The 21,674-nt window shown below is 41.8% G+C and carries 20 protein-coding genes; 10 read left to right on the top strand and 10 right to left on the bottom strand.

Features of this window, described 5'->3' with window-relative positions; genetic code table 11:
* The first annotated feature begins 25 nt into the window (after positions 1–25).
* On the top strand, positions 26–217 hold the full coding sequence (locus DW019_RS03760) for a hypothetical protein (protein WP_117477851.1): 192 nt from the start codon (positions 26–28) through the stop codon (positions 215–217).
* Here DW019_RS03760 and DW019_RS03765 read toward each other — a convergent pair.
* Positions 214–2,070, bottom strand: a complete 1,857-nt coding sequence (locus DW019_RS03765) for an alpha-amylase family glycosyl hydrolase (protein ID WP_118442562.1) — start codon at positions 2,068–2,070, stop codon at positions 214–216. The two genes, DW019_RS03760 and DW019_RS03765, sit on opposite strands and share 4 nt — an antisense overlap.
* A gap of 149 nt (positions 2,071–2,219) precedes the next feature.
* Between DW019_RS03765 and DW019_RS03770 the strand changes: the two genes are divergently transcribed.
* Entirely contained in the window at positions 2,220–2,864 is a 645-nt protein-coding gene (locus tag DW019_RS03770) for a phosphoribosyltransferase (protein ID WP_022377364.1), read from the top strand.
* A 64-nt stretch (positions 2,865–2,928) separates the two neighbouring features.
* Here the strand turns inward: DW019_RS03770 and DW019_RS03775 are convergent, their stop codons facing one another.
* On the bottom strand, positions 2,929–4,380 hold the full coding sequence (locus tag DW019_RS03775) for an aminoacyl-histidine dipeptidase (protein ID WP_118442563.1): 1,452 nt from the start codon (positions 4,378–4,380) through the stop codon (positions 2,929–2,931).
* 142 nt (positions 4,381–4,522) lie between these two features.
* Between DW019_RS03775 and DW019_RS03780 the strand changes: the two genes are divergently transcribed.
* On the top strand, positions 4,523–5,626 hold the full coding sequence (locus DW019_RS03780) for a prephenate dehydrogenase (protein ID WP_118442647.1): 1,104 nt from the start codon (positions 4,523–4,525) through the stop codon (positions 5,624–5,626).
* Between the two features lie 3 nt (positions 5,627–5,629).
* Here the strand turns inward: DW019_RS03780 and DW019_RS03785 are convergent, their stop codons facing one another.
* Both DW019_RS03785 and queA read right to left on the bottom strand, forming a co-directional pair.
* The gene (locus DW019_RS03785; RefSeq protein ID WP_118442564.1) at positions 5,630–6,523 is read right to left on the bottom strand and encodes a diacylglycerol kinase family protein; all 894 of its coding nucleotides are present in this window, start codon (positions 6,521–6,523) and stop codon (positions 5,630–5,632) included.
* A 12-nt stretch (positions 6,524–6,535) separates the two neighbouring features.
* The gene (gene queA / locus DW019_RS03790) at positions 6,536–7,567 is read right to left on the bottom strand and encodes a tRNA preQ1(34) S-adenosylmethionine ribosyltransferase-isomerase QueA (RefSeq protein WP_118442565.1); all 1,032 of its coding nucleotides are present in this window, start codon (positions 7,565–7,567) and stop codon (positions 6,536–6,538) included.
* A 173-nt stretch (positions 7,568–7,740) separates the two neighbouring features.
* On the opposite strand from queA, the gene DW019_RS03795 reads away from it, so the two are divergent.
* Both DW019_RS03795 and DW019_RS03800 read left to right on the top strand, forming a co-directional pair.
* The gene (locus DW019_RS03795) at positions 7,741–9,255 is read left to right on the top strand and encodes an exopolyphosphatase (protein WP_182431035.1); all 1,515 of its coding nucleotides are present in this window, start codon (positions 7,741–7,743) and stop codon (positions 9,253–9,255) included.
* 4 nt (positions 9,256–9,259) lie between these two features.
* Positions 9,260–11,320: an RNA degradosome polyphosphate kinase gene (locus DW019_RS03800; RefSeq protein WP_118442567.1), complete on the top strand. Its 2,061-nt coding sequence runs from the start codon at positions 9,260–9,262 to the stop codon at positions 11,318–11,320.
* On the opposite strand, the gene DW019_RS03805 is transcribed toward DW019_RS03800, so the two are convergent.
* Positions 11,310–11,897 carry a ribonuclease H family protein gene (locus DW019_RS03805; protein WP_117477844.1) on the bottom strand — a complete coding sequence of 196 codons (588 nt, stop codon included), beginning with the start codon at positions 11,895–11,897 and terminating at the stop codon, positions 11,310–11,312. The genes DW019_RS03800 and DW019_RS03805 overlap by 11 nt on opposite strands.
* 1 nt (position 11,898) lies before the next feature.
* Positions 11,899–12,606, bottom strand: a complete 708-nt coding sequence (locus DW019_RS03810; protein WP_022377372.1) for a pseudouridine synthase — start codon at positions 12,604–12,606, stop codon at positions 11,899–11,901.
* A 66-nt stretch (positions 12,607–12,672) separates the two neighbouring features.
* Here DW019_RS03810 and DW019_RS03815 point away from each other — a divergent pair, with 66 nt between their 5' ends.
* Positions 12,673–13,257 (top strand): N-acetylmuramoyl-L-alanine amidase, encoded by a 585-nt coding sequence (locus tag DW019_RS03815; protein WP_022377373.1) that lies wholly within the window; start codon positions 12,673–12,675, stop codon positions 13,255–13,257.
* Here DW019_RS03815 and DW019_RS03820 read toward each other — a convergent pair.
* Positions 13,246–14,082 (bottom strand): undecaprenyl-diphosphate phosphatase, encoded by an 837-nt coding sequence (locus DW019_RS03820; RefSeq protein WP_022377374.1) that lies wholly within the window; start codon positions 14,080–14,082, stop codon positions 13,246–13,248. The genes DW019_RS03815 and DW019_RS03820 overlap by 12 nt on opposite strands.
* Positions 14,083–14,235: 153 nt before the next feature.
* Here DW019_RS03820 and DW019_RS03825 point away from each other — a divergent pair, with 153 nt between their 5' ends.
* From DW019_RS03825 to DW019_RS03840, 4 genes are read left to right on the top strand one after another with little or no spacing between them, the layout of a single operon-like run.
* Complete coding sequence (locus DW019_RS03825) at positions 14,236–14,970, top strand: phosphatase PAP2 family protein (RefSeq protein ID WP_243024092.1); 735 nt, start codon at positions 14,236–14,238, stop codon at positions 14,968–14,970.
* On the top strand, positions 14,954–15,994 hold the full coding sequence (locus DW019_RS03830; protein WP_118442568.1) for a lysylphosphatidylglycerol synthase transmembrane domain-containing protein: 1,041 nt from the start codon (positions 14,954–14,956) through the stop codon (positions 15,992–15,994). The genes DW019_RS03825 and DW019_RS03830 overlap by 17 nt, the downstream gene beginning before the upstream one ends.
* Before the next feature lie 17 nt (positions 15,995–16,011).
* Complete coding sequence (locus DW019_RS03835; protein WP_022377377.1) at positions 16,012–16,635, top strand: CDP-alcohol phosphatidyltransferase family protein; 624 nt, start codon at positions 16,012–16,014, stop codon at positions 16,633–16,635.
* Between the two features lie 12 nt (positions 16,636–16,647).
* The gene (locus DW019_RS03840) at positions 16,648–17,514 is read left to right on the top strand and encodes a phosphatidylserine decarboxylase (RefSeq protein ID WP_118442569.1); all 867 of its coding nucleotides are present in this window, start codon (positions 16,648–16,650) and stop codon (positions 17,512–17,514) included.
* A gap of 169 nt (positions 17,515–17,683) precedes the next feature.
* Here DW019_RS03840 and ptsP read toward each other — a convergent pair whose 3' ends face one another.
* The 3 genes from ptsP to DW019_RS03855 are packed head-to-tail and all read right to left on the bottom strand — an operon-like array spanning position 17,684 to position 21,667.
* The gene (gene ptsP / locus DW019_RS03845) at positions 17,684–19,300 is read right to left on the bottom strand and encodes a phosphoenolpyruvate--protein phosphotransferase (protein ID WP_118442570.1); all 1,617 of its coding nucleotides are present in this window, start codon (positions 19,298–19,300) and stop codon (positions 17,684–17,686) included.
* A 41-nt stretch (positions 19,301–19,341) separates the two neighbouring features.
* Complete coding sequence (locus DW019_RS03850; RefSeq protein WP_022377380.1) at positions 19,342–19,599, bottom strand: HPr family phosphocarrier protein; 258 nt, start codon at positions 19,597–19,599, stop codon at positions 19,342–19,344.
* Positions 19,600–19,618: 19 nt separating this feature from the next.
* Positions 19,619–21,667, bottom strand: coding sequence for a fructose-specific PTS transporter subunit EIIC (locus DW019_RS03855; RefSeq protein WP_118442571.1), 2,049 nt, complete (start codon positions 21,665–21,667; stop codon positions 19,619–19,621).
* Positions 21,668–21,674: the final 7 nt, after the last annotated feature.

Genomic DNA, 21,674 nt, shown 5'->3' on the forward strand with positions numbered 1-21,674 from the left:
TGTAGTGAAAGAATGGAGGCCAATTATGCGTGCAGATGAACAAACTTACCGCGAGGTAGCAAAAAACTGTAGTGCCTATGAAGTCAAGGACTGCTGTAGCTGCAGCAACAAATCCGGCAATGTCAATGTTTCCTGCGTAACATGTAAACATTTTACGTCTGACAAACATTGTTCTTTGGACTTGTTCGATCCAATCGTGGAAAACCACAATCTTTAGGCATTTTTATGCCCTTTTGCCGGGATTTTCTTCTTACCGGAAGTCCCGGCAGTTTTTTTAACCGGTACATTCTCAAAAACGGCAATTGAGCGCGGTGCCAGTTCATATTTCTTTCCATCCACTGCCATTTCCATAGTATTTGAAGTATCAAATACCCGTTTCCATTCTTTATTTTTTTCAATTTCCGGGAGATAAAATACATGTGGCTCCCAGTGAAAATTAAATGCAAAATACAAGGAATTTCCGCCGTAATAGCCACCGAAAAACAAAACACCAAGTTCCCTGCTATAATAAGAAAACCTCGCATTCCACGGCTCTACTCCGTGACAGGATACATCCGGTGCACCAAGCCCCTCAGAATCCATACCGGTCAAATACCGTCTGCTCTGATAGAGAGGATGTTCTTTACGAAACTCAATCAGCTTCTTTACATAGGAAAATAATTCTTTATTTTTCTCTAACAGACTCCAATCAAGCCACGTAATCGCGTTATCCTGACAATATGCATTATTATTTCCTTTTTGTGTATTTCCAAATTCATCCCCAGCTAAAATTCTAGGCGATGCCATACCAAGCATAAGCATAAGAAATGCATTTCGTTCCTGACTGGCACGTTTTTCACGGACTTCTTTTTTTCTCGAAGGTCCTTCTGCCCCACAATTCCAGCTGTAGTTATACTCTGTTCCATCGAGATTCTTTTCTCCGTTTGCCTCGTTATGCTTCACATCATAAGACACCAAATCCCGCAGAGTAAATCCGTTATGCCCGGTAATCGAGTGAACCATGGCAACTCCTTTTTTCTGCTCGCGGAATTGATAATAAAAATCCTCAACCTGTCCTTCATCACTTTTTAGAAAACGTCTTGCCGTCACCAAAAAACGGTCATTCATCTCGCAGAACATTTCCTGACCGGCTTCATAGCCACATTCATCCCAGTGATAACCAAATAATTTCAAATGGGATAGAACCGGGTCCTGTCGCAGCCATTCAACAGACACACACTCCTGATTAAACCGAAAACCGTCGATATGAAAACGCAGTGCATAATACCGCATACAAGTCAGCATAAATTCAGGCGAAACATCCTTAAAATAAAAATCCATCACCACGTTCATCCCCTGTGAATGAACTGCTTTAATCAGCTTCTGAAACTCCTTTGCCTGTTCACCCTCTTTTGCTGCATAACCAGCCTTCGGGGCAAAATAAAACGCATCCTCTGTATAGCCCCAGTAATTAACTTTCTTTAAATCCACGCCATTTTCATCATGCATACATTCATTAAAATCATATGCCGGCATGAGTAACAGCGTATTTACCCCTAAATCTTTCAAATAAGAAAGCTTTTCCTCCATACCGGAAAATGTACCCGGATTTTTTACATTTGACGACTTATGTTTCGTAAATCCACGGACGTGGCATTGATATAAAATCATATCACGCGCCGGAATCTTTTTCCAATTTTCTCCTGTCCAGTCAAAATCCTGAAAATCAAAACAAGCTCTCACTTTTCCCTGACGTCTGCCAAAGTACTCTCTTCCGGTAATCATTCTGGCATAAGAATCGCAAAAAGTTTCACCATCTGCCACAAAAAAATAAGGCATTCCCTGAAGCCTGTCTGCCAAATTCTCCGCTTGTAAGACAACTGTAAAATAATCTTCCATCCCGCATATTTTCGCCGGATACATCGGAAACAGTTTCCGCTTCCCCTCTGCTATGACTGCCAACTGACATTTCTTCGCTTTTGGCCGCCAGACAGAAACCAAAACCTCATTTTCATTCTGTCTTCTGACACCGCATGAAAATTCCTGCTGCATCTCATATGGTCTTGTCTTTATCATCTCGAATAATGTCATGCAATCCTTCCTCCGTAATTTCTAAAACAATTCGTCCAAATTAAGAACTTTTCTTTTATTATACCGAAAAAGAGTGGAAGTAACAAGAAAAATATGATAAAATAGAAGTCGACACAAATAATCTACAAATCTGGGAAAGGAGATTTTTTATGTTATTAGACAGAGAATACAAAGTACCTTCCAAAACGAACAGCAAAATTAATTTAAAAGTCGTTCCGGGACATTTTGCAACGACATCTTCACACATTAATTTTTATATGGATATGACCACCTTAAAAGTTCGCCAAAAGGAAGCTTATGAAGTAGCAAGAGAAATGGCAAAAGAATACCAGTACAGCAAACCGATTGACACCATCGTATGCATGGACGGCTGTGAAATCATCGGTGCCTGCTTAGCAGAAGAACTGAACAAAAACGGTATTATGTCATTAAACCAGCATGACAGTCTGTATGTCATTACACCGGAGTTTGACGGAAACGGACAGATGATTTTCCGCGACAACTTACAGCCGATGGTAAGAGGAAAGAACATACTTCTTCTTTTAGCATCCGCAACAACCGGACGTACCATCGCCAGAAGTCTGGAGTGCATTCAGTACTACGGCGGTATCATTCAAGGCATTTCAGCAATTTTCAGCGCAGCAAAAGAAATTTACGGTGAGCCTGTCCACTGCATCTTCTCAACAGAGGATTTGCCGGACTATAACACCTTCACACCAAGTGAATGTCCACACTGCAAAAACAAAGAAAAAATCGATGCGATTGTAAACGGATTCGGATATTCCGAACTGTAAATCGTACATAATAAAAACGGTAAATCAACGGAAATAGGTTTCCTAGATGATTTACCGTTTTTTGTCATTTCAACTGTTTCAATATTTCAAGCAGATATTCCCACGTTCGTTTCACGCTTTCCACATCCATACTCTCTTTCGGCGTGTGGATATCTTTCATATCCGGTCCAAACGAGACACAGTCAAGTCCCGGTATTTTCCCGGCAAAAATACCACATTCCACCCCTGCATGAAGTGCCTCCACAATAGGTTCTCTGCCATATTGCTCTTCAAATATCCGGCACATCAAATCACGCAGCGGTGAATTTTCCAGATACTCCCATGCCGGATAATCTCCATTTGTGGTAACCGTGCCGCCTAATGTTTTTGTCAGACAGGCAATCCTTTCAAGCAGCGCCCGCTTTTCCGACTCCACACTGCTTCGCACCGAAAATGACAGTGAAACATGGTCTCTCTCCGTCTTCATAATTCCTAAATTTAACGAAGTCTGAACAAGTCCTTTCATTTGAAAACTCATCTTCTGAATTCCTCCCGGCAGACAAAGAAGGGCGGTAATCATCTTATCCGCAGAATCTTTCGTCATTGCCAATTCTTTTTCTACGATTGTAGTCTTCTTTACTTCCACCAAAATCAATGGGTCTGTTTCCAAAAACTCATGTTTTATTTCAGAGGAAATCTCAGCAATCTTAGTATTGATTTCAGGCTGCCATTTTTCCGGACATACAATAACTGCTTCTGCCTGTCTCGGAATGGCATTATCTTTCAACCCACCATTTAATGAACACAGAGAAAATGGAATTTCTTTATGCAGTTCATAGAGAGCCCTTCCTAATATCTGACAGGCATTGGCGCGCCCCTTATCAATTTCAACACCGGAATGGCCTCCCATTAAACCACTGACAGAAATAACGTATTTCTCCCCATCGCCTGTCTCAAAGGAAAGTGGAAGTTCCACCTGCGCTGTCACACCACCGGCACAGCTGACTAACAAATGCCCCTCATCTTCGGAATCCAAATTCAACATCGTTTTTGCACGAAGAGGTGAAGTATCCAAAGCTGTGGCACCTAACATTCCGATTTCTTCATCTACCGTAAGCACAATCTCCAACGGCGGGTGTGGATATTCATCCGTCTCCAATAAAGCAAGAGCATACGCAACGGCAATACCGTCATCTCCCCCAAGCGTTGTTTTTTCTGCTGTCACAATGCCATCTTCCACCTGCAGACAAAGTCCATCCGTCTCAAAATCAATGTCACAGCCCTCTTCTTTTTCACAGACCATATCCAAATGCCCCTGCAGCATAACCGGAGCCGAATTCTCATATCCTTTTATGCCGTCTTTCCATATTATCACATTGTTATATTCATCCTGCAAATAAGTAAGGTGATGCTCTTTTGCAAAAGAAACACAATAATCACTGATTTTTTTCGTATTTCCCGAACCATGCGGTATGCCACAGATTTCTTCAAAATAATGCATCACACGTGCCGGTTCTAATGCTCCCAAAACACTCATTGTCAATTCCTCCTTGCTCTGTGTAAACTTTTTTCACTTCTATTGTATGAATCCACATTCTCTGTGTCAAGCAATTGTAATTTACCCAAAAAGGTGCTAAACTATGTTTATTAACTTTGCAAAGAATGGAGATTATTATGCTATGAAACATTTAGAACTTGGCTTTGTCGGATTTGGACTCATTGGCGGTTCCATCGCAAGATCACTCAAAAAACAAAATGAGGATGTGTCCGTACACGTCTATTCCAGAAGAAAAAATCCGGCACTTGATGAGGGCATGGCGGAAGGAATTATTGATTCTATCTGGTATGAAATTGATGAGCGTTTTTCCACCTGCGACATCATTTTTCTCTGTGCGCCGGTTCTAAAAAATACAGACTATCTGTCCGTCTTAAAACCGCTGTTGAAACCTGGCTGCATTCTTACCGATGTTGGAAGTGTAAAGGGAAATATCTGCAAAAAGGCAGCCGAACTTGGACTTAGCCGCCAGTTTATCGGCGGACACCCAATGGCCGGTTCCGAAAAAACGGGGTTCGAAAATTCCACTGATATTTTGTTGGAAAATGCATACTATTTATTGACACCATTTGAGGAGACGCCGTTAGAAAACTTGTCTCTGTTAAAAGAATTGGTAGCAAAAACCGGTGCAAACTGTGTCGTTTTATCACCATCGGAACATGATAAAATCACTGCTGCCATCAGCCATGTGCCACACATTATCGCCGTTTCCCTGGTTAATATGGTTCGCACAAGTGACAACGAGGAACAGAATATGAAAGCATTTGCCGCCGGCGGTTTCAAAGATATTACAAGAATTGCCTCGTCCTCTCCACAGATGTGGCAGGATATTTGCTTAGCAAACAGCGAAAGCATTGATTATTTTCTCTCCCATTTCGAAAAGCAGATTGAAGATTTCCGCCACATGATAGCAGAAAAAGACGGTGCTTCCATTCAGGACGAATTTCACACAGCAGGCGACTACAGGGATTCCATCCCGGCAAAGAAAAGCAGTGTAATTGCCCGTTCGTATGATTTATTCATAAACATCGATGACCGTGCCGGCGCCATTGCCACAATCGCCACGATTCTGTCCGTGAACGGCATCAGCATCAAAAATATCGGCATCATTCATAACCGTGAATATGTAGATGGTGTTATGAAACTGGAACTTTACAAAGAAGATGATGAGAAAAAAGCAAGAGAGCTTTTAATCCAGAATCGATATGATATTGTGGATAGGGATTAACACCTATCCACAAAAATAAGTAATTGCCTGCGGATGATTTTGAATCACCGCTTTTTTATGTTTTCCACCATTTTCCCCATCCAGCGTATACGCTAACGCTTCCTTACAACTGATTTCCACATGGGAACTGTGTATCACCTTCACATGCGAATTTGCCTTTCCGTGCAGTAAAAATGCCATTACCTGATTCAACTCAATCGGATTTTTCGGTGTTTTCACAAAAATCCCATCAAGCAGACCATCTTTTAAACTGACACTGTTTTTCTTATATAATTTTAATCCTGCTACCGATTTTGCATTTGTCACCATACCAAGAATACAATCCTGCTCCCAAGCTTCCAAATCTGTCTGCACCTTTATATGATAACTTTTAGTTTTTCCCAACTTTACCGCACCATCTAAAATATAGGCCGTCTTTCCAAACAAGTTTTTCGTCGCCTGTGGTGTTTCATAAGAAACCGAGGTAAAAGCTCCAAATGCCGCTACATAGGAAAAGAAATTACCGTTCATGTCCCCGACATCATAAGCATCCTTTTTGTCCCCCACCGCAATCTGTGCACAGGGAATCACTCGTTTTGGCAGCCTGATACTATTTGCAAAATCATTCACCGTTCCGGTTGGAATATAACCACAGGCCGGACGCATATCGGGTGGCAAAGCCATCAAGCCATGAATCACCTCATGCAGTGTACCATCGCCGCCGCTGCATATCACACGGTCACAGCCGATTCCCTTTTGTATAATATATTCGGCTGCATCTCCAGCCTTCTGTGTTGCCGCAATCGAAACATCCCACTGTCTTTTCATCATCAAATCTATGATATCGGCAAGTTTGTTCCGCAAAGTCCCCTTTCCGGCACGCGGATTATAAACGAATAACACCTTTTCTTTTTCCATAAAAACCCCTCACTAGTCGTCTAATATAATCATCGCATCTCCAAACGAGAAGAATCGGTATCTCTCCTGCACTGCTTCTTCGTACACACGCATAACCTGCTCTTTTCCTGCAAGTGCAGAAACAAGCATTAAAAGCGTTGATTCCGGCAAATGAAAATTCGTAATCAGCACATCCATCATTTTGAAAGAATAGCCCGGATAAATGAAAATATCGGTATCGCCCTGTCCCGGCTTAAGCACACCATTTTCATCGGCAGCCGACTCAATCGTCCGGCAGCTTGTCGTTCCCACGCAGACAATCCGTCCACCGGCCTGTTTTGCCTTGTTAATTTTATCTGCCTCTTCTTTTGTCACCTGATAAAATTCAGTATGCATATGGTGTTTCGACACATCATCCACTTTTACTGGTCTGAAAGTACCAAGCCCGACATGAAGCGTAACATTTGCTACAAGTACTCCTTTTTCCTCTAATTTTTGAAAAAGCTCCTCCGTAAAATGGAGCCCTGCCGTTGGGGCTGCTGCCGACCCTTCGTATTTTGCATAAACGGTCTGATAACGGTTCTTATCTTTCAATGTATGCGTAATATAAGGCGGAAGCGGCATCTGTCCAAGTTGATCTAAAATCTCTTCAAAAATCCCCTCATATCGAAACTGAATCAAACGGTTTCCATCCTCTTTGACATCGACAATCTCTCCTGTCAAAATTCCATCCCCAAAAGAAATCACAGCTCCTTTACGCGCTTTTTTTCCCGGTTTTACAAGAGTTTCCCAGACATCATTCTCCATGCGTTTGAGAAGCAGAAGTTCAATTGTTGCCCCGGTATCCACTCTGGTTCCGTATAATCTTGCCGGAATTACTTTCGTATTATTCCGCACCAAGCAGTCTCCCGGCTTTAAATACTCTACAATATCCGTAAACACTCTATGCTCCACGCGCCCGGATTTCCGATGCAGCACTAAAAGTCTCGATGAACTTCTGTCCTCAAGCGGGTCTTGCGCAATCAATTCTTTTGGTAAATCATAATAAAAATCACTCGTTTTCAACCGTCTCATCCTCTCTGTTTTTCTGTTCCCCTATTGTAGCACATGCGATGACGGTTTTCAATTCTCGAATTTTACATAAAATTTACGTAAAAATCAGATAAATACGTCTTTCCATTTTTGCAAATTCATTGTAAAATAGAAACAAAGAAATTGGTTTCAGAATGGAGGTATTTATGGCTTCTACAACTTATGCGGCAATTCATGTCGGCTCAAATGAATTATGTATGAAAATATATGAAATGTCCCGTCAGAATGGAATTCGTCAGCTCACTTATGTACGCCACCCGCTCAGTCTCGGTGCGGAATCGTACACCGAAGGAGTCATTTCCTATCAGACACTTACAGAAATCTGTAACACACTTAATGATTTCAAACGGATTATGACAGAATTTCATACTGATAACTGGGACGTCTGTGCCACCAGTGCAATGCGCGAGGCAAAAAATGTTTTAGTTGTCACCGACCAGATAAAAATCCAGACAGGATTCAAAGTAAAACTTTTCAGTAACAGCGAGGCAAGATTCCTTTACTTCAAAGGAATGGTTCACAATGAAAACCAATTTGAACCACTCAGCGAAGAAGGGTGTCTCGTTCTTGATATTGGTGCCGGCAGTGTCCAGCTCTCTCTTTTTCAGAACGGACATCTGCAGCTGACGCAAAACCTTTTACTTGGTTCTTCACGTATTCAGGAACTGCTGTATGCAATGCAGGATGAAGCCTATGATTACGATGCTTTGATTGATGAATACATTGAAAAGGATTTGTCTTTATTCAAACGACTGAATTTAGATAAAAAAGAGATTCACTGCATTTTGGCAGCCGGTGAAATGATTCCGGAAACCTACTATCACATAAAGGAAACAAAAAAAGACTTTGAAGGCTTTTTGCCGGATAAAATATTTACCAAAAAGAAAATATTAAAATTAATGGGTAATATCCATGCACAGTCACTTCTGCCTACTTTGCTTTTAATACGCAAAATCACGCAACTTACGGATTGTCAGAATGTCCTTCTATCTCCAATAAATCTTTGTGATGGATTGGCTGCTGATTATGCAGAGCGAAAGCTCCATCTTTCCTGCGGACATGATTTCACGGAGGATATTCTGAGTGCTTCAAGAAATGTGGCACAGAAATACGAAGTTGACTTAAGCCACATCGACACCGTGCAGACCCTGGCACTCCAGATTTTTGACCGAATCAAAAAAATACACGGTCTTGGAAAACGCGAGCGCCTGCTTTTACAGCTCGGTGTCATTCTTCACAGCTGTGGCGCTTATATCAATGCACTGCACGCAAGAGAATGTTCCTATCACATTCTTTTGTCAACGGAGATTATCGGAATCTCTCATAAAGAACGTCTCATCGTTGCCAATATGATTCGCTATAACGATGAATCTTTTCCTTCCTTTGAAGAATTGGACGGTGATTTTTCAAGAGAAGAATATATTACAATCGTAAAATTGAATGCAATTTTAAAAATTGCTAATGTATTAGACAAAAGCAATCGTCAGAAAATTAAAAATGTCGGTGTATCCGAGCGAAATGGAATACTGACAATCACGGCGGACACCATGGCGGATATCACCTTGGAAAAAGGACTCTTCTTACATAAAGCAGATGTCTTTGAGGAAGTCTTTGGTATCCGGCCGGTACTAAAACAAAAACGAACAGGAAAGCGAGGATGATGATATGACCCAAAGCGAACGATTTACTAACCGCGAGTTAAGCTGGTTAGCCTTTAACAAGCGTGTTTTGTCCGAGGCAAAAGACAACCATCTTCCGTTGATGGAACGATTAAAATTTTTAAGCATTACCGCCTCCAATCTGGATGAATTTTTCATGGTCCGCGTTGCCTCTCTGAAAGACCAGGTAAATGCCGGTTACACAAAAAAAGATATTGCCGGTATGACCAGTAAAGAACAGATTGATGCGATTTTAAAAGAAACGCACAAATTTACGACGGCTCAGTATAATACCTACAACCGTTCTTTTCTTCCTTCACTGAAGAAGAATGGTTTAAAAATCGTCACAGAATTTGAAAAATTAACAGAAGAACAGGCAGACTATGTTGACAACTATTTTCAGAAAGAAGTTTTCCCTGTCCTCACTCCGATGGCTGTGGATTCTTCCAGACCTTTTCCGTTAATCCGCAACCGCTCGCTTAACATCGGTGCACTGTTGATGGATAAAAAGAAAAAGGGAACCATTGATTTTGCCACCGTGCAGGTTCCATCCGTTCTGCCGCGCGTTGTTACAATTCCGACCGATGGCGATAACTGCACCACTGTAATCCTTTTGGAGCAGATTATCGAAAAGAACATTCAAAAACTATTTTTGAATTATAAAGTTCTTTGCCAGGCTCCATTCCGGGTAATGCGAAATGCCGACCTCTCCATCGACGAAGACGAGGCAGCAGACCTTTTAATTGAAATCGAGAAACAGTTGAAGAAACGCCAGTGGGGCGAGGCAATCCGCTTAGAAGTCGAAGATAATATCGATAAGCGGCTGCTGAAAACGCTCCGAAAGGAATTGAATTTAAGTGAAGATGCCATTTTCAAAATTAATGGTCCTCTTGACCTGACTTTTTTAATGAAAGTATATGACATCGAAGGTTTTGACCACTTAAAAGAACTAAAATATACACCACAGCAGCCAAAAATGCTGGATGCCTCAAGAGATTTATTTGAGCAGATACGGGAACATGACATTTTGCTTCATCACCCGTATGAAACCTTTGACCCGGTTGTCAATTTTGTAAAAAAGGCGGCAAGCGACCCAAATGTACTTGCAATTAAGCAGACACTTTACCGTGTCAGCAGTCATTCACCGATTATTGCTTCTCTGGCGCAGGCAGCAGAAAATGGGAAACAGGTGTCTGTGCTCGTTGAATTAAAAGCACGTTTCGATGAGGAAAATAATATCGTGTGGGCGAAGAAATTAGAGAAAGCCGGGTGCCATGTTATCTATGGACTAGTCGGCTTAAAAACTCACAGCAAAATTACACTGGTTGTCCGCAAAGAGGAAGACGGCATCCGCCGTTATGTCCATTTGGGAACCGGAAACTATAACGACTCCACCGCCAAACTCTATACCGATATGGGTATGTTTACAAGTAAAACCCGCTACGGGGAAGACGCCACGGCTGTCTTTAATATGCTCTCCGGCTATTCTGAGCCGCTTGTATGGAACAAACTGTCCTTAGCCCCCCTGTGGCTGCGCGGCAAGTTTTTGTCCTTGATTGAACGTGAAAAAGAACATGCCAAAAATGGACGCACGGCAAGAATTATCGCAAAAATGAATTCCTTGTGTGATCCGGGAATTATTGAAGCACTCTATGATGCCAGCGAGGCAGGCGTGGAAATTGATTTGATTGTACGCGGCATCTGCTGTCTGCGTGCCGGAATCAAAGGCTTAAGTGAACATATCCGTGTGCGCTCCATCGTTGGTACCTTTTTGGAACATTCCCGCATTTTCTACTTTGAGAACAATGGAAATGCCGAATATTATATGGGAAGTGCCGACTGGATGCCAAGAAACTTAGACAAACGTGTAGAAATCTTATTCCCGGTTGAAGATCCTATATTGCAGGAAGAGATTTACCACATTTTACACATACAGCTCTCGGATACAAAAAAAGCCCACCTTCTCATGCCGGATGGACACTACGTGAAGGTAGACCAGCGAGGAAAAACTCCTCTGAATTCACAGCTGTATTTCTGCGAAGAAGCAATGGCAAACGCTAAAAAATAACGCTTTTTGCCAGTTCATCCGCAAGGTCATTGTACTCATCTCCGGAATGTCCTTTGACCTTTTGAAAATGAATGATTAGTTTATCCTTTAGGGAATCAAAGTATGCTTTATAGGCTTTGGTTCCCTCTTTATTTGTTTTCCATTCTCCGGTACACCACGAGGCAATCCCTTGATAATCATGGACAATCGTAAGACTTTCCGCCCCCTGTTCTACCGCCATCTTCATTGCCACCTGTGCTCCGAGAATTTCGCCTGCCACGTTCCGCATAGCAGCAAGTTCTGAGTCGGTTCCCTTTTCGCAGTACTCTGTTTTTTCCCCTTCAAAAAAGAACACAACACCGCAGCTGTACTCACCGGTCTCGACATTGTAACTTCCATCTACATAGGCAAGTGCTTCATCTTCTATCTTATTCTCTTTCGTATTATTTCCTAAGAAAGCTTCCGCTTCTTCTTTTGTCGGAAAACTTTTAAAAGACGCATTAGCAAATCCATCCACCTGTGCCTTGCACGCATCCCAGCTTGTATAAATTCCCGGCGTTCTTCCGGCTCTCACTGCATAATATTTTTTCTTCGCCATCTTATTCTCCCTCTTTTAATTGGTTGATTTCATTTTCTGTCAATTTCCGGTATTCCCCCGGTTTTAAGGCAGGGTCCAAATTTATTCCGGCAAATGATACCCTTGCTAATTTTGTCACCTTTGCCCCCAAAACAGCAAACATCCGCTTTACCTGGTGAAACTTTCCTTCCGAAATCGTAAGCCTTGCGTGCCCGGATTTCATGAGTTCCAGTTTTGCAGGCAGCGTTTTTTTCCGCTCTCCAATTTCCAATCCTTCCGCAAACAAAACTACTGCATTTTCAGGCAAAGTTCCTTCGTAAATCACATCATAAACTTTTGCCACATGATAAGCCGGCGATAACAAACGGTGTGCAAGCATTCCATCATCCGTCAAGATAAGAAGGCCCACCGTATCTTTGTCCAGACGCCCCATCGGAAATAATTCCCGTTTCATCTCCGGCAGTAAGGAAAGGACGGTACGCTCCTTCTCATCTTTTGTTGCCGAAACCACACCTGCCGGCTTATTTAACATATAATAAACGAACTCTTCAGCCCTAATCTCTTTTCCGCAGTAAGTCACATCTTCTTCACTGTCAATTTTACAATTCGCCTGTTTTACGACTGTTCCAGCCACGCAGACAAGTCCGCGCCGAATTGCCTCTTTTGCCTCTTTTCTCGTTAATTCTACATAAGTAGAAATATACTGGTCTAACCTCATTTGCCTCCCCATTTTCACCGCACCTTTCTAACTGCATATATTGATAGCAAACTCTTTTACCGGATAAGGAGCAAACTTATGCCCATTCGTATTTATATCGACCAGGGACACAATCCCTATGGTTTTAACGCCGGTGCCGAAGGATTTGGATTACGGGAACAGGATATCACCTATTTAGTTGGTGCTTATCTTGCAAACATTTTAAATGCGGATTCCCGCTTCACTGCTATCACATCCCGCACATCACCGGATGAAATTTTAGGTTACGACACCAATTCAAGTCTCAGAACCCGCACCGAGCAGGCAAATCAATGGGGGGCTGACTACTTTTTAAGCATTCACACAAATGCCAATGTAAATCCCGCCATCAACGGTACGGAAGCATACGTCTATGCCGTCAACACGCCTTCTTATGAACTCGCCGTCAATATCGTAAATGAAATTGTAAGACGTTTAGGTACAAAAAACAACGGTATCTATGCCCGTCCTTCCCTCTACGTATTACGGCGGACCAATATGCCCGCCGTCCTCATTGAACTGGCTTATCTCTCAAATGAAGGCGACGCTGCCCTCTTAGCCGATAAACCATATGAATTTGCTTATGCCATTTATGTTGGTCTTCTGAATTACCTTGGTCTTCCTCAAATCCCTTTATTTGAATAGGAAGAAGTAAACAAGAACAACAACACCTAACACAATTCGATAATAACCAAATGCCTTAAAATCGTGTTTACGGATATAACTCATGAGGTATCGGATTACAAACAGAGACACCACAAAGGCAACTAACATACCAACGAGTAAGGTCACATAACCCATGGCACCAAAGCTTAATCCACTCTTTATAATCTTTAAGACACTTGCACCAAACATAACCGGAATTGCCAGATAAAAAGTAAATTCTGCTGCTGCACCACGAGCCACACCAAGAAGCAAGGCACCAATGATGGTAGCACCGGAACGAGAAGTTCCCGGCACAACAGCCGCTAATAACTGAAAAATACCAATGATAAGCGCAGTGTCATATCCGATTTCCGTTACCGAAGTAATTGCCGGTTTTCTTCCCTTATTCCAGTTCTCTACAATAATAAATAAGATACCATAAACAATCAAAGCACCTGCCACAACATACGCATTGTAGAACACCTCGTCAATCCAGTCATCAAACAAAATGCCTACAATTGCTGCCGGAAGACATGCCACGATAATCTTAAACCACATCTGCATAATCTTCCAGTCAATAATGGATTCGCCCCGCTCTCTCTTTGTAAAACGGAATGGCCATATCCTGCTCCAAAACAAAAGAACAACGGCTAAGATAGCACCTAACTGCACAACAACCAAAAACATTTGAGAAAACTGTTCATCCTGAAATTTCAAAAATTCTTCCACTAATATCATGTGTCCTGTACTACTTACCGGCAGCCACTCGGTGATTCCTTCCACAATACCCCAGATCACCGCAACGAAAACATCGAAAATTCCCATTTTTATCCTCCATTTGCTAAGCAATATATTTTCTACTGTCCCATATTTTAGCACATCCCCTGCCTCAAAACAATCATAAGTTGCAAAAAGAAAAAAAATATTGTAGAATAAGAAGAGTATGTTTTCAAAATGAACAAAAAAGAGGATATGATTATGTATCAATGGATGAAAAAGTATCTTGATCCAATTTGTCCGCTTTTTGCCATCCTGCCACTGTTATCCTGTTTTGGATTAAATATGCTTATTTACAGTGGAACGATGGTAATGTGTGCAGACTGGTATCATTATGACCTTACCACTTCTTTGGATCAGGCAATACCACTTGTTCCGGGCTGGATGTACATCTACTTTGGATGTTTCCTGTTCTGGACTGTGAATTATATTATGGTTGCCAGAATTAACCGGAATGACCCGGACACGTTTTATCGTTTTGTTGCAGCCGATATGATTTCCCGCCTTGTCTGCGGAGTTATTTTTATGGTATTTCCAACAACAAATGTACGACCGGAAGTAACAGGCACAGGATTTAGTGTCTTTCTGCTTCAGTTTTTATACGGATTGGATCAGCCGACAAACCTGTTTCCATCCATTCACTGTCTGGTAAGCTGGTTTTGTTACACCGGCATCCGGGGACGCAAAGAAGTACCTGCCTGGTACCGTGCATTTTCCTGCATTTTTGCTCTGCTGGTTGTCCTTTCAACACAGTTCACTAAACAGCATTATATTGCCGATGCCATTGCCGGTATCCTGCTCGCAGAAGTTCTTTCACTTCTCACACGCAGAGTTAGCTGGTATCGCGCACCAAAGTTAATCTTCACTTGGGTAAACCGGCGGTTGCTTTATGTATTGATTCGAACAAAAGGAGTAGCACGTGAGCAAAAAAACTAAAAGAAATTTATTTAACGCTCTATTTTTGGTAGCTTTGCTTGGTTTAACCATCTGGGCTGTTTTTAAAGACCAGGACTTTGGCGTTATTTTACACACACTCTCCCAGATTGCACCGGGATTTTTGTTAGCTGGCTTTATTCTGGTAATTGTGTATGTGTGCAGTGAGTCTGTTATTATTAAATACCTGTTAAGTACCGTGCAGATTAAAGTTCCTTTATTTAACTGCATCCGTTATTCTTTTGTAGGTTTTTTCTACAGCTGTATCACCCCGTCAGCAACAGGCGGACAGCCGATGCAGATTTACTACATGAAAAAACAAAACATTGATATTCCAACGGCTACTATCATATTAATGTTAGTAACGATTGAATATAAATTTGTACTTGTTTTCATCGGATTGGCGGTTGCCATATTCGGACAGGATCTTATCACATCGCTGAGTGTTGACGTTCAGTTTTTTCTTTATTTAGGAATTGCACTCAACGTATTCTGTGTACTATTTATGAGTTTACTGGTATTCCTGCCCGGCACGGCAAAATATTTAATCACCAAGGGATTTGCTCTCTTAAAGAAACTTCACCTGATGAAAGAGAAAAATAACCGCACCGAGCGCTTAGAGCAGTCGATGGAAACTTATAAGGGAGCCTCTCGCTTCTTAAAGGAAAATAAACTTGCGATTTTTAACACAACGATTATTTCTTTTATCCAGCGCTTCTTCCTTTTTGCGATTACTTATGTTGTATACCGAAGCTTTGGGCTGAATACGGAGACTTTCTTCACTATTACAATTTTACAGGCAGTCATATCCATTTCTGTTGATATGTTACCACTGCCGGGTGGAATGGGAATCAGCGAGAGACTTTACCTGCGTATCTTTACCCCGATTTTCCACGGAACGGCTATGACAACCGCTTCGCTGCTTGTCAGCCGCGGATTCAGTTATTACATCCTTGTAATTGTTAGTGGTATTGTTTCCTTTATCACACATTTGACTGTCACAGATAAAAGTAAAAAAACAGAGTAAAAGAAAAGAGGATATTTATGATTGGATTTTATAATTATTCAGTAATTGTTACCTACATAGGTGTAGCGCTTTCCGTAAGCGGTATGGCACTTGCCAGCACCGGTCAGTTTAAGTTTGCCATTTTATGTCTGGCACTTGCCGGCGCCTGTGATACTTTCGATGGAAAAATTGCACGTGCTATGAAAAACCGGACAAAAGAAATGGAAATTTTCGGCATTCAAATCGACTCTCTCTGCGACATGGTGTGCTTTGGAGTAACTCCGGTTATCATTTCCTATCAGATGGGTCTGAATTCTGTCTGGGGTATTGCAATTGAAATTTTGTTTGTTCTATGTGGTGTAATCCGCCTTGCTTATTTTAATGTATTGGAAGAATTAAAACATACCAATCCTGAAACCGACCAGGCAAAAGGCTATCGTGGTCTGCCAATTACAACAATTACAATTATTTATCCAATTGTATATTTGTTTCACCCATTGGTCAGCCATGAAACATTTCTTTTATTCCTTGCCATCATGCACATCGTAGTTGCTTTCCTGTACGTTCTTGATTTTAAACTCAAAAAACCGGGCAACAGTGTAATTGCAGCCATGATGGTACTTGTGACCGCTGTGATGGTTTGCATTTTATTTGTCGAATAATAAGGAGGACTTATGGATTACATTGATTTACAAGGGAAAAAAGTAAGTAATATAACAAACCAGGATAAATTATTATCCTTTTTATATACCAACATTTTCGGGCGTATGCTCTTAAAACCATTGATTCAGCCGCAGGTTTCCAAACTTGCCGGACGCTATCTTTCATCTGCTCACTCAAAATGGCTGATTTCTAAATTTATTGAGCGCAATGAAATTAACATGGACATTTATGAAGAGTGTGACTACTCTTCTTTTAATGATTTTTTCACCAGAAAAATCAAGCCGGACTGCCGGCCTGTTCCGGAGGACCTTGACGTGCTTATCAGTCCATGTGACTGTCTGGCAACGGTTTATCCGATTCAGGAGAACACAACATTTTCCATCAAAAATACAGAATACACCCTGCGTTCTCTGCTTCGCAGTCCACGCTTAGCAAAACGTTTCCGTGGCGGGTATGCCTACGTACTCCGCTTAACCGTGGAAGATTATCACCGCTATCTTTACTCTGTGTCCGGGAAACAGTCGAAAAATTATCACATCGACGGAACTTTCCACACGGTAAATCCGATTGCCAACGATTACCTTCCAATTTATAAAGAAAACACGCGCGAATACACAGTGATTCGCTCAAAAGAATTTGGCGATGTACTTCAGATGGAAGTCGGTGCTCTCTTAGTTGGCAAAATTTCAAACCACAAACAAAGCACAGTCGTAACCCGTGGAGAAGAAAAAGGATTCTTTGAATATGGCGGTTCTACAATCGTCGTGCTCACTCAGAAAGGCCGTGTTACACCTCGTTCTGACTTGCTGACAAACAGTAAAAACGGCTATGAGACAAAAGTCCTTCAGGCACATCCACTTGGTATTCTTCCTCATTAATGAAGAAAGATTAAATACGCCAAAATCACACTAAAGCCACAGGCTAAAATCAACATATCATGAAATTCATTCAACATAACAATCATCCTCTCACATATTTTATGAGAGGATGATATCATGGATAAGTGTACAATAAAACGTACATCTTTTTTTATTAGATTTTTTCTGTTTAATCTTCAATATTTCTAACTGCTTCTCTGACTTTTAAAACCATCGACGGACTCACGGACAACTCATCAATTCCCATTGAAACAAATGTTTCTGTCAGGGAAGTGTCTGCTCCAAGTTCTCCGCAAATACCAACCCAGCATCCCTCTTTATGTCCATTTTCAACGACCATACGGATCATGCGGAGAACTGCTTCATGGTGAGAATTATAAAAGTCGTCCAACTTCGGATTCTGCCTGTCAATTGCTAACGTATACTGAGTCAGATCATTGGTTCCAATGCTGAAAAAATCAACTTCTTTAGCAAGTAAATCGCTAATCATTACCGCTGCCGGCGTCTCAATCATGATTCCCAGTTCTACCGTTCCATATGGAATTTCCTGCTCATCAAGTTCACCCTTGACTTCATTTACAATTTGTTTAATCTCTCGTACTTCATCCACTGAAATAATCATTGGAAACATAATCGATAATGTACCATAATGGCTCGCACGGTAAATGGCACGAAGCTGTGTACGGAAAATATCCGGCTGCTTTAAGCAGATACGGATCGCACGATATCCAAGTGCCGGATTGTCTTCTTTGTCCAAACCGAAATAATCTACCTGTTTGTCCGCCCCAATATCCAATGTTCTTACGATTACTTTTTTACCGGCCATCGTTTCTACAACTGTCTTATAGGCCCGAAACTGCTCTTCTTCCGTTGGAAATGTCTCGCTTTGCAGATACAAAAACTCACTGCGGAACAAACCAATTCCATTGGCATCGTTTGCCAGCACCTCGGCAACATCCGATACACCGCCAATGTTGGCATACAGATTGATTTTCTTTCCACCCTTTGTAATAGTCTCTTTGCCTTTCAGTTCCAGAAGAAGTTTCTGTTTCTTTTCTTCTTCTTCCTTCTGTTTCTGATAGCGTTCAAGTGTTTCTTCATCCGGTTCAATATAAACCTTTCCGTCAAATCCATCAACAATTGCCATTTTACCGGAAATATCTCCCGGAAAATCCACGCCGATTAATGCCGGAATATTCATTGTGCGGGCTAGAATTGCTGTGTGGGAATTGGTCGAACCGTGTTTTGTAACAAATGAAAGGACAAGACTTTTATCAAGCTGTACCGTCTCACTTGGTGCCAAATCCTCTGCCACAAGAATCACCGGCTCATTTCCGGTTATTCCACCGCTCTGCTTTCCCATTAAAACACGAATCACACGATTGGAAATATCTTTTACATCCGCTGCACGCTCTTTCATGTAAGCGTCATCCATACCGGAAAACATCGCAGCAAAATTGTCTCCTGTCGTTGCCACTGCGAACTCTGCATTTACCTTTTGTGTCTCAATCATATTGCGGATGGATTCGATATAATCCAAATCATCCAACATCATCTGATGTACATCAAAAATCATGGCGTTGGCTTCTCCTACTTCTAGGAGTGCCTTCTCATACAATGCCTTTAATTCCTCTTTTGCTTTTTCTTTTGCATTCTCAAAGCGTTTGATTTCCTCATTTGTATCTTCAATTGTCTTACGTTTTACCGGGTCATCGCCCTTTTCAAAAAGGGCGATTTTTCCGATTGCGATTCCACCAAAAACACTTTTTCCATCCAATACAATCATAGTACCTCCAATCTAAGGTATCTAACAATTACCTTAACACATTACAGATTTTCCTGTAAAAATGCGCTCAATTTTTCAATTGCTGCGTCTTCATCATCACCATCTGCTCTCAGTACAATTTCCTGGTCTTTCTTTACGCCAAGTCCCATAACACCAAGGATTCTTTTGGCATCCACTTCTTTGCCATCTTTACTAATTGTTACTTTGCTTGAAAAGGCTGCTGCCTCTTTTACAAACATTCCTGCCGGTCTTGCGTGAATCCCCTGCTCATCTTTAATTACATACTTAAACTCTTTCATTTTCCTTTCCTCCTTTTACTTATGCTTTCGCATCTTTTTTGATAAATCCTAACATCACTGCCGTCACAGCGGACCCAACCAGCCATGCGACAATATATAATAACGGCTGTCCAACGGTAGCGAATACGAACACGCCACCATGCGGAGCCATTAAGGTACATCCAAAGAGGGCGGATAACAATCCTGCCACACCGGCACCAGCCATCGTACACGGAATAACATGCAGTGGATCAGATGCCGCAAATGGAATTGCGCCTTCGGTAATAAACGAGCATCCCATTACAATATTCGAAACTGCGGAACCCTGCTCTGCTTTTGTAAATTTCCGAGGAAACAATTTGCAGGCTGCTGCAATACCAACCGGTGGCACCATACCACCTACCATGATGGAAGCCATTGCCATATAACATGCCTGAACTGCCGGGTCAGAAGCCTGTGCTCCCTGTGCCATCATCTGCGATGCGGTTGCTAACATACCGGAGCCAAATACATAAGCTGCCTTGTTAATCGGGCCTCCCATATCAATCGCCATCATAGCACCAAGAATCAAACCAAGAACTGTAATCATACCGGCATCGGAAATGCTTGTCAGCATATTGCTAAGTCCTGTATTAATCAAACCAATCAGTGGATTAAATACCATCGTCATCAATATACCAATCAGGAAAATACCAACGAGCGGATAAATCAGTGTCGGTTTAATTCCTTCCAAAGAATCCGGCAATTTACTGCACAATTTCTTTAATCCTAATACGATAAATCCTGCCACAAAGCCGGCTGCAATACCACCAAGGAATCCGGATACGGTATTTCCACCATTTTCTCCAACAAAGGCAAAATTTGAAATGAATTTTGAAAATCCACCAAGACTTTCATTGGCAAATACATATTTCGCCAGTACTGCATTTCCATTTGCTGCTAACAAACCACCGGTAAAACCAACAGCAAGTCCTGGTCTGTCTGCAATTGAATAGGCAATATATCCGGCCAATACCGGAACCATGAGTCCCATGGAAAAATCGCCAATATACTTAAACAGTGCGGATAATGGTGTACATGTACCAAAATTTCCACCACCGGTACCACCATAGCCACAAAGTGTATCAATCAAAAATGCAATAGCTATCATAATACCGCCACCAATTACAAATGGAAGCATGTGTGAAACACCACTCATCAGATGCTTATAGGTCGCATGTCCAATCCCCTCTTTTTCCGCTGTTTCTTCTTTCGGAGCAGTTTCTCCGCCGCCCTCATATAACGGTGCTTTTCCGTCTACGATTTCACGAAGTAATTCTTCCGGTTTATTAATTCCATCGGCAACCTTAGTAACAACGGTTGGTTTTCCCTGAAAACGATCCATCGGCACCTGCGTGTCTGCCGCTACGATAATACCATCGGCACGCTCAATTTCATCTGTCGTCAATACATTTTTTGCACCGCCGGCTCCTCTTGTCTCTACCTTAATCGAGTAACCTAATTCTTTCGCCTTTTTCTCAAGTGCCTCTGCCGCCATATAGGTGTGTGCAATTCCCGTAGGACATCCGGTCACTGCCACAATATAGTGTTCGGAATTCGACTGTTCTACAACAGTATCATTCTCATTTTCCGAACCTTTTTCTGCCTCTTCAATAATCTGTTTAAATTCAGAAACACTCGTTGCCTGACGAAGTTTATTGGTAAAATCTTCATCCATCAGAAGAACTGACAAACGACTCAGCACATCCAAGTGCACATTATCTTCTGTGTTTGGTGCCGCAATCAGGAAAAACAAATGTGCCGGTTGTCCATCTAACGATTCAAATTCAACCCCATCTTTTACAACCATAGCTGCAAGTCCCGGTTTGATAACCGCATCCGATTTGCAATGCGGAATAGCAATTCCCTCACCAATACCAGTGCTTCCTTCCTGTTCTCTTGCATACACACCCTGACGATACGTCTCTTTGTCCCTCAACTTTCCGCTCGCATCCATCAGTTCCACCATTTGGTCAAGTGCTGCCTTTTTGTCTGCCACTCTACCATCCAGCAAAATGCTTCTGTCATCTAATAAATCAATAATTTTCATACTAATT

The organism is Clostridium sp. AF37-5 (assembly GCF_003477605.1).
Taxonomy (GTDB): Bacteria; Bacillota; Clostridia; order Lachnospirales; family Lachnospiraceae; genus Eubacterium_F.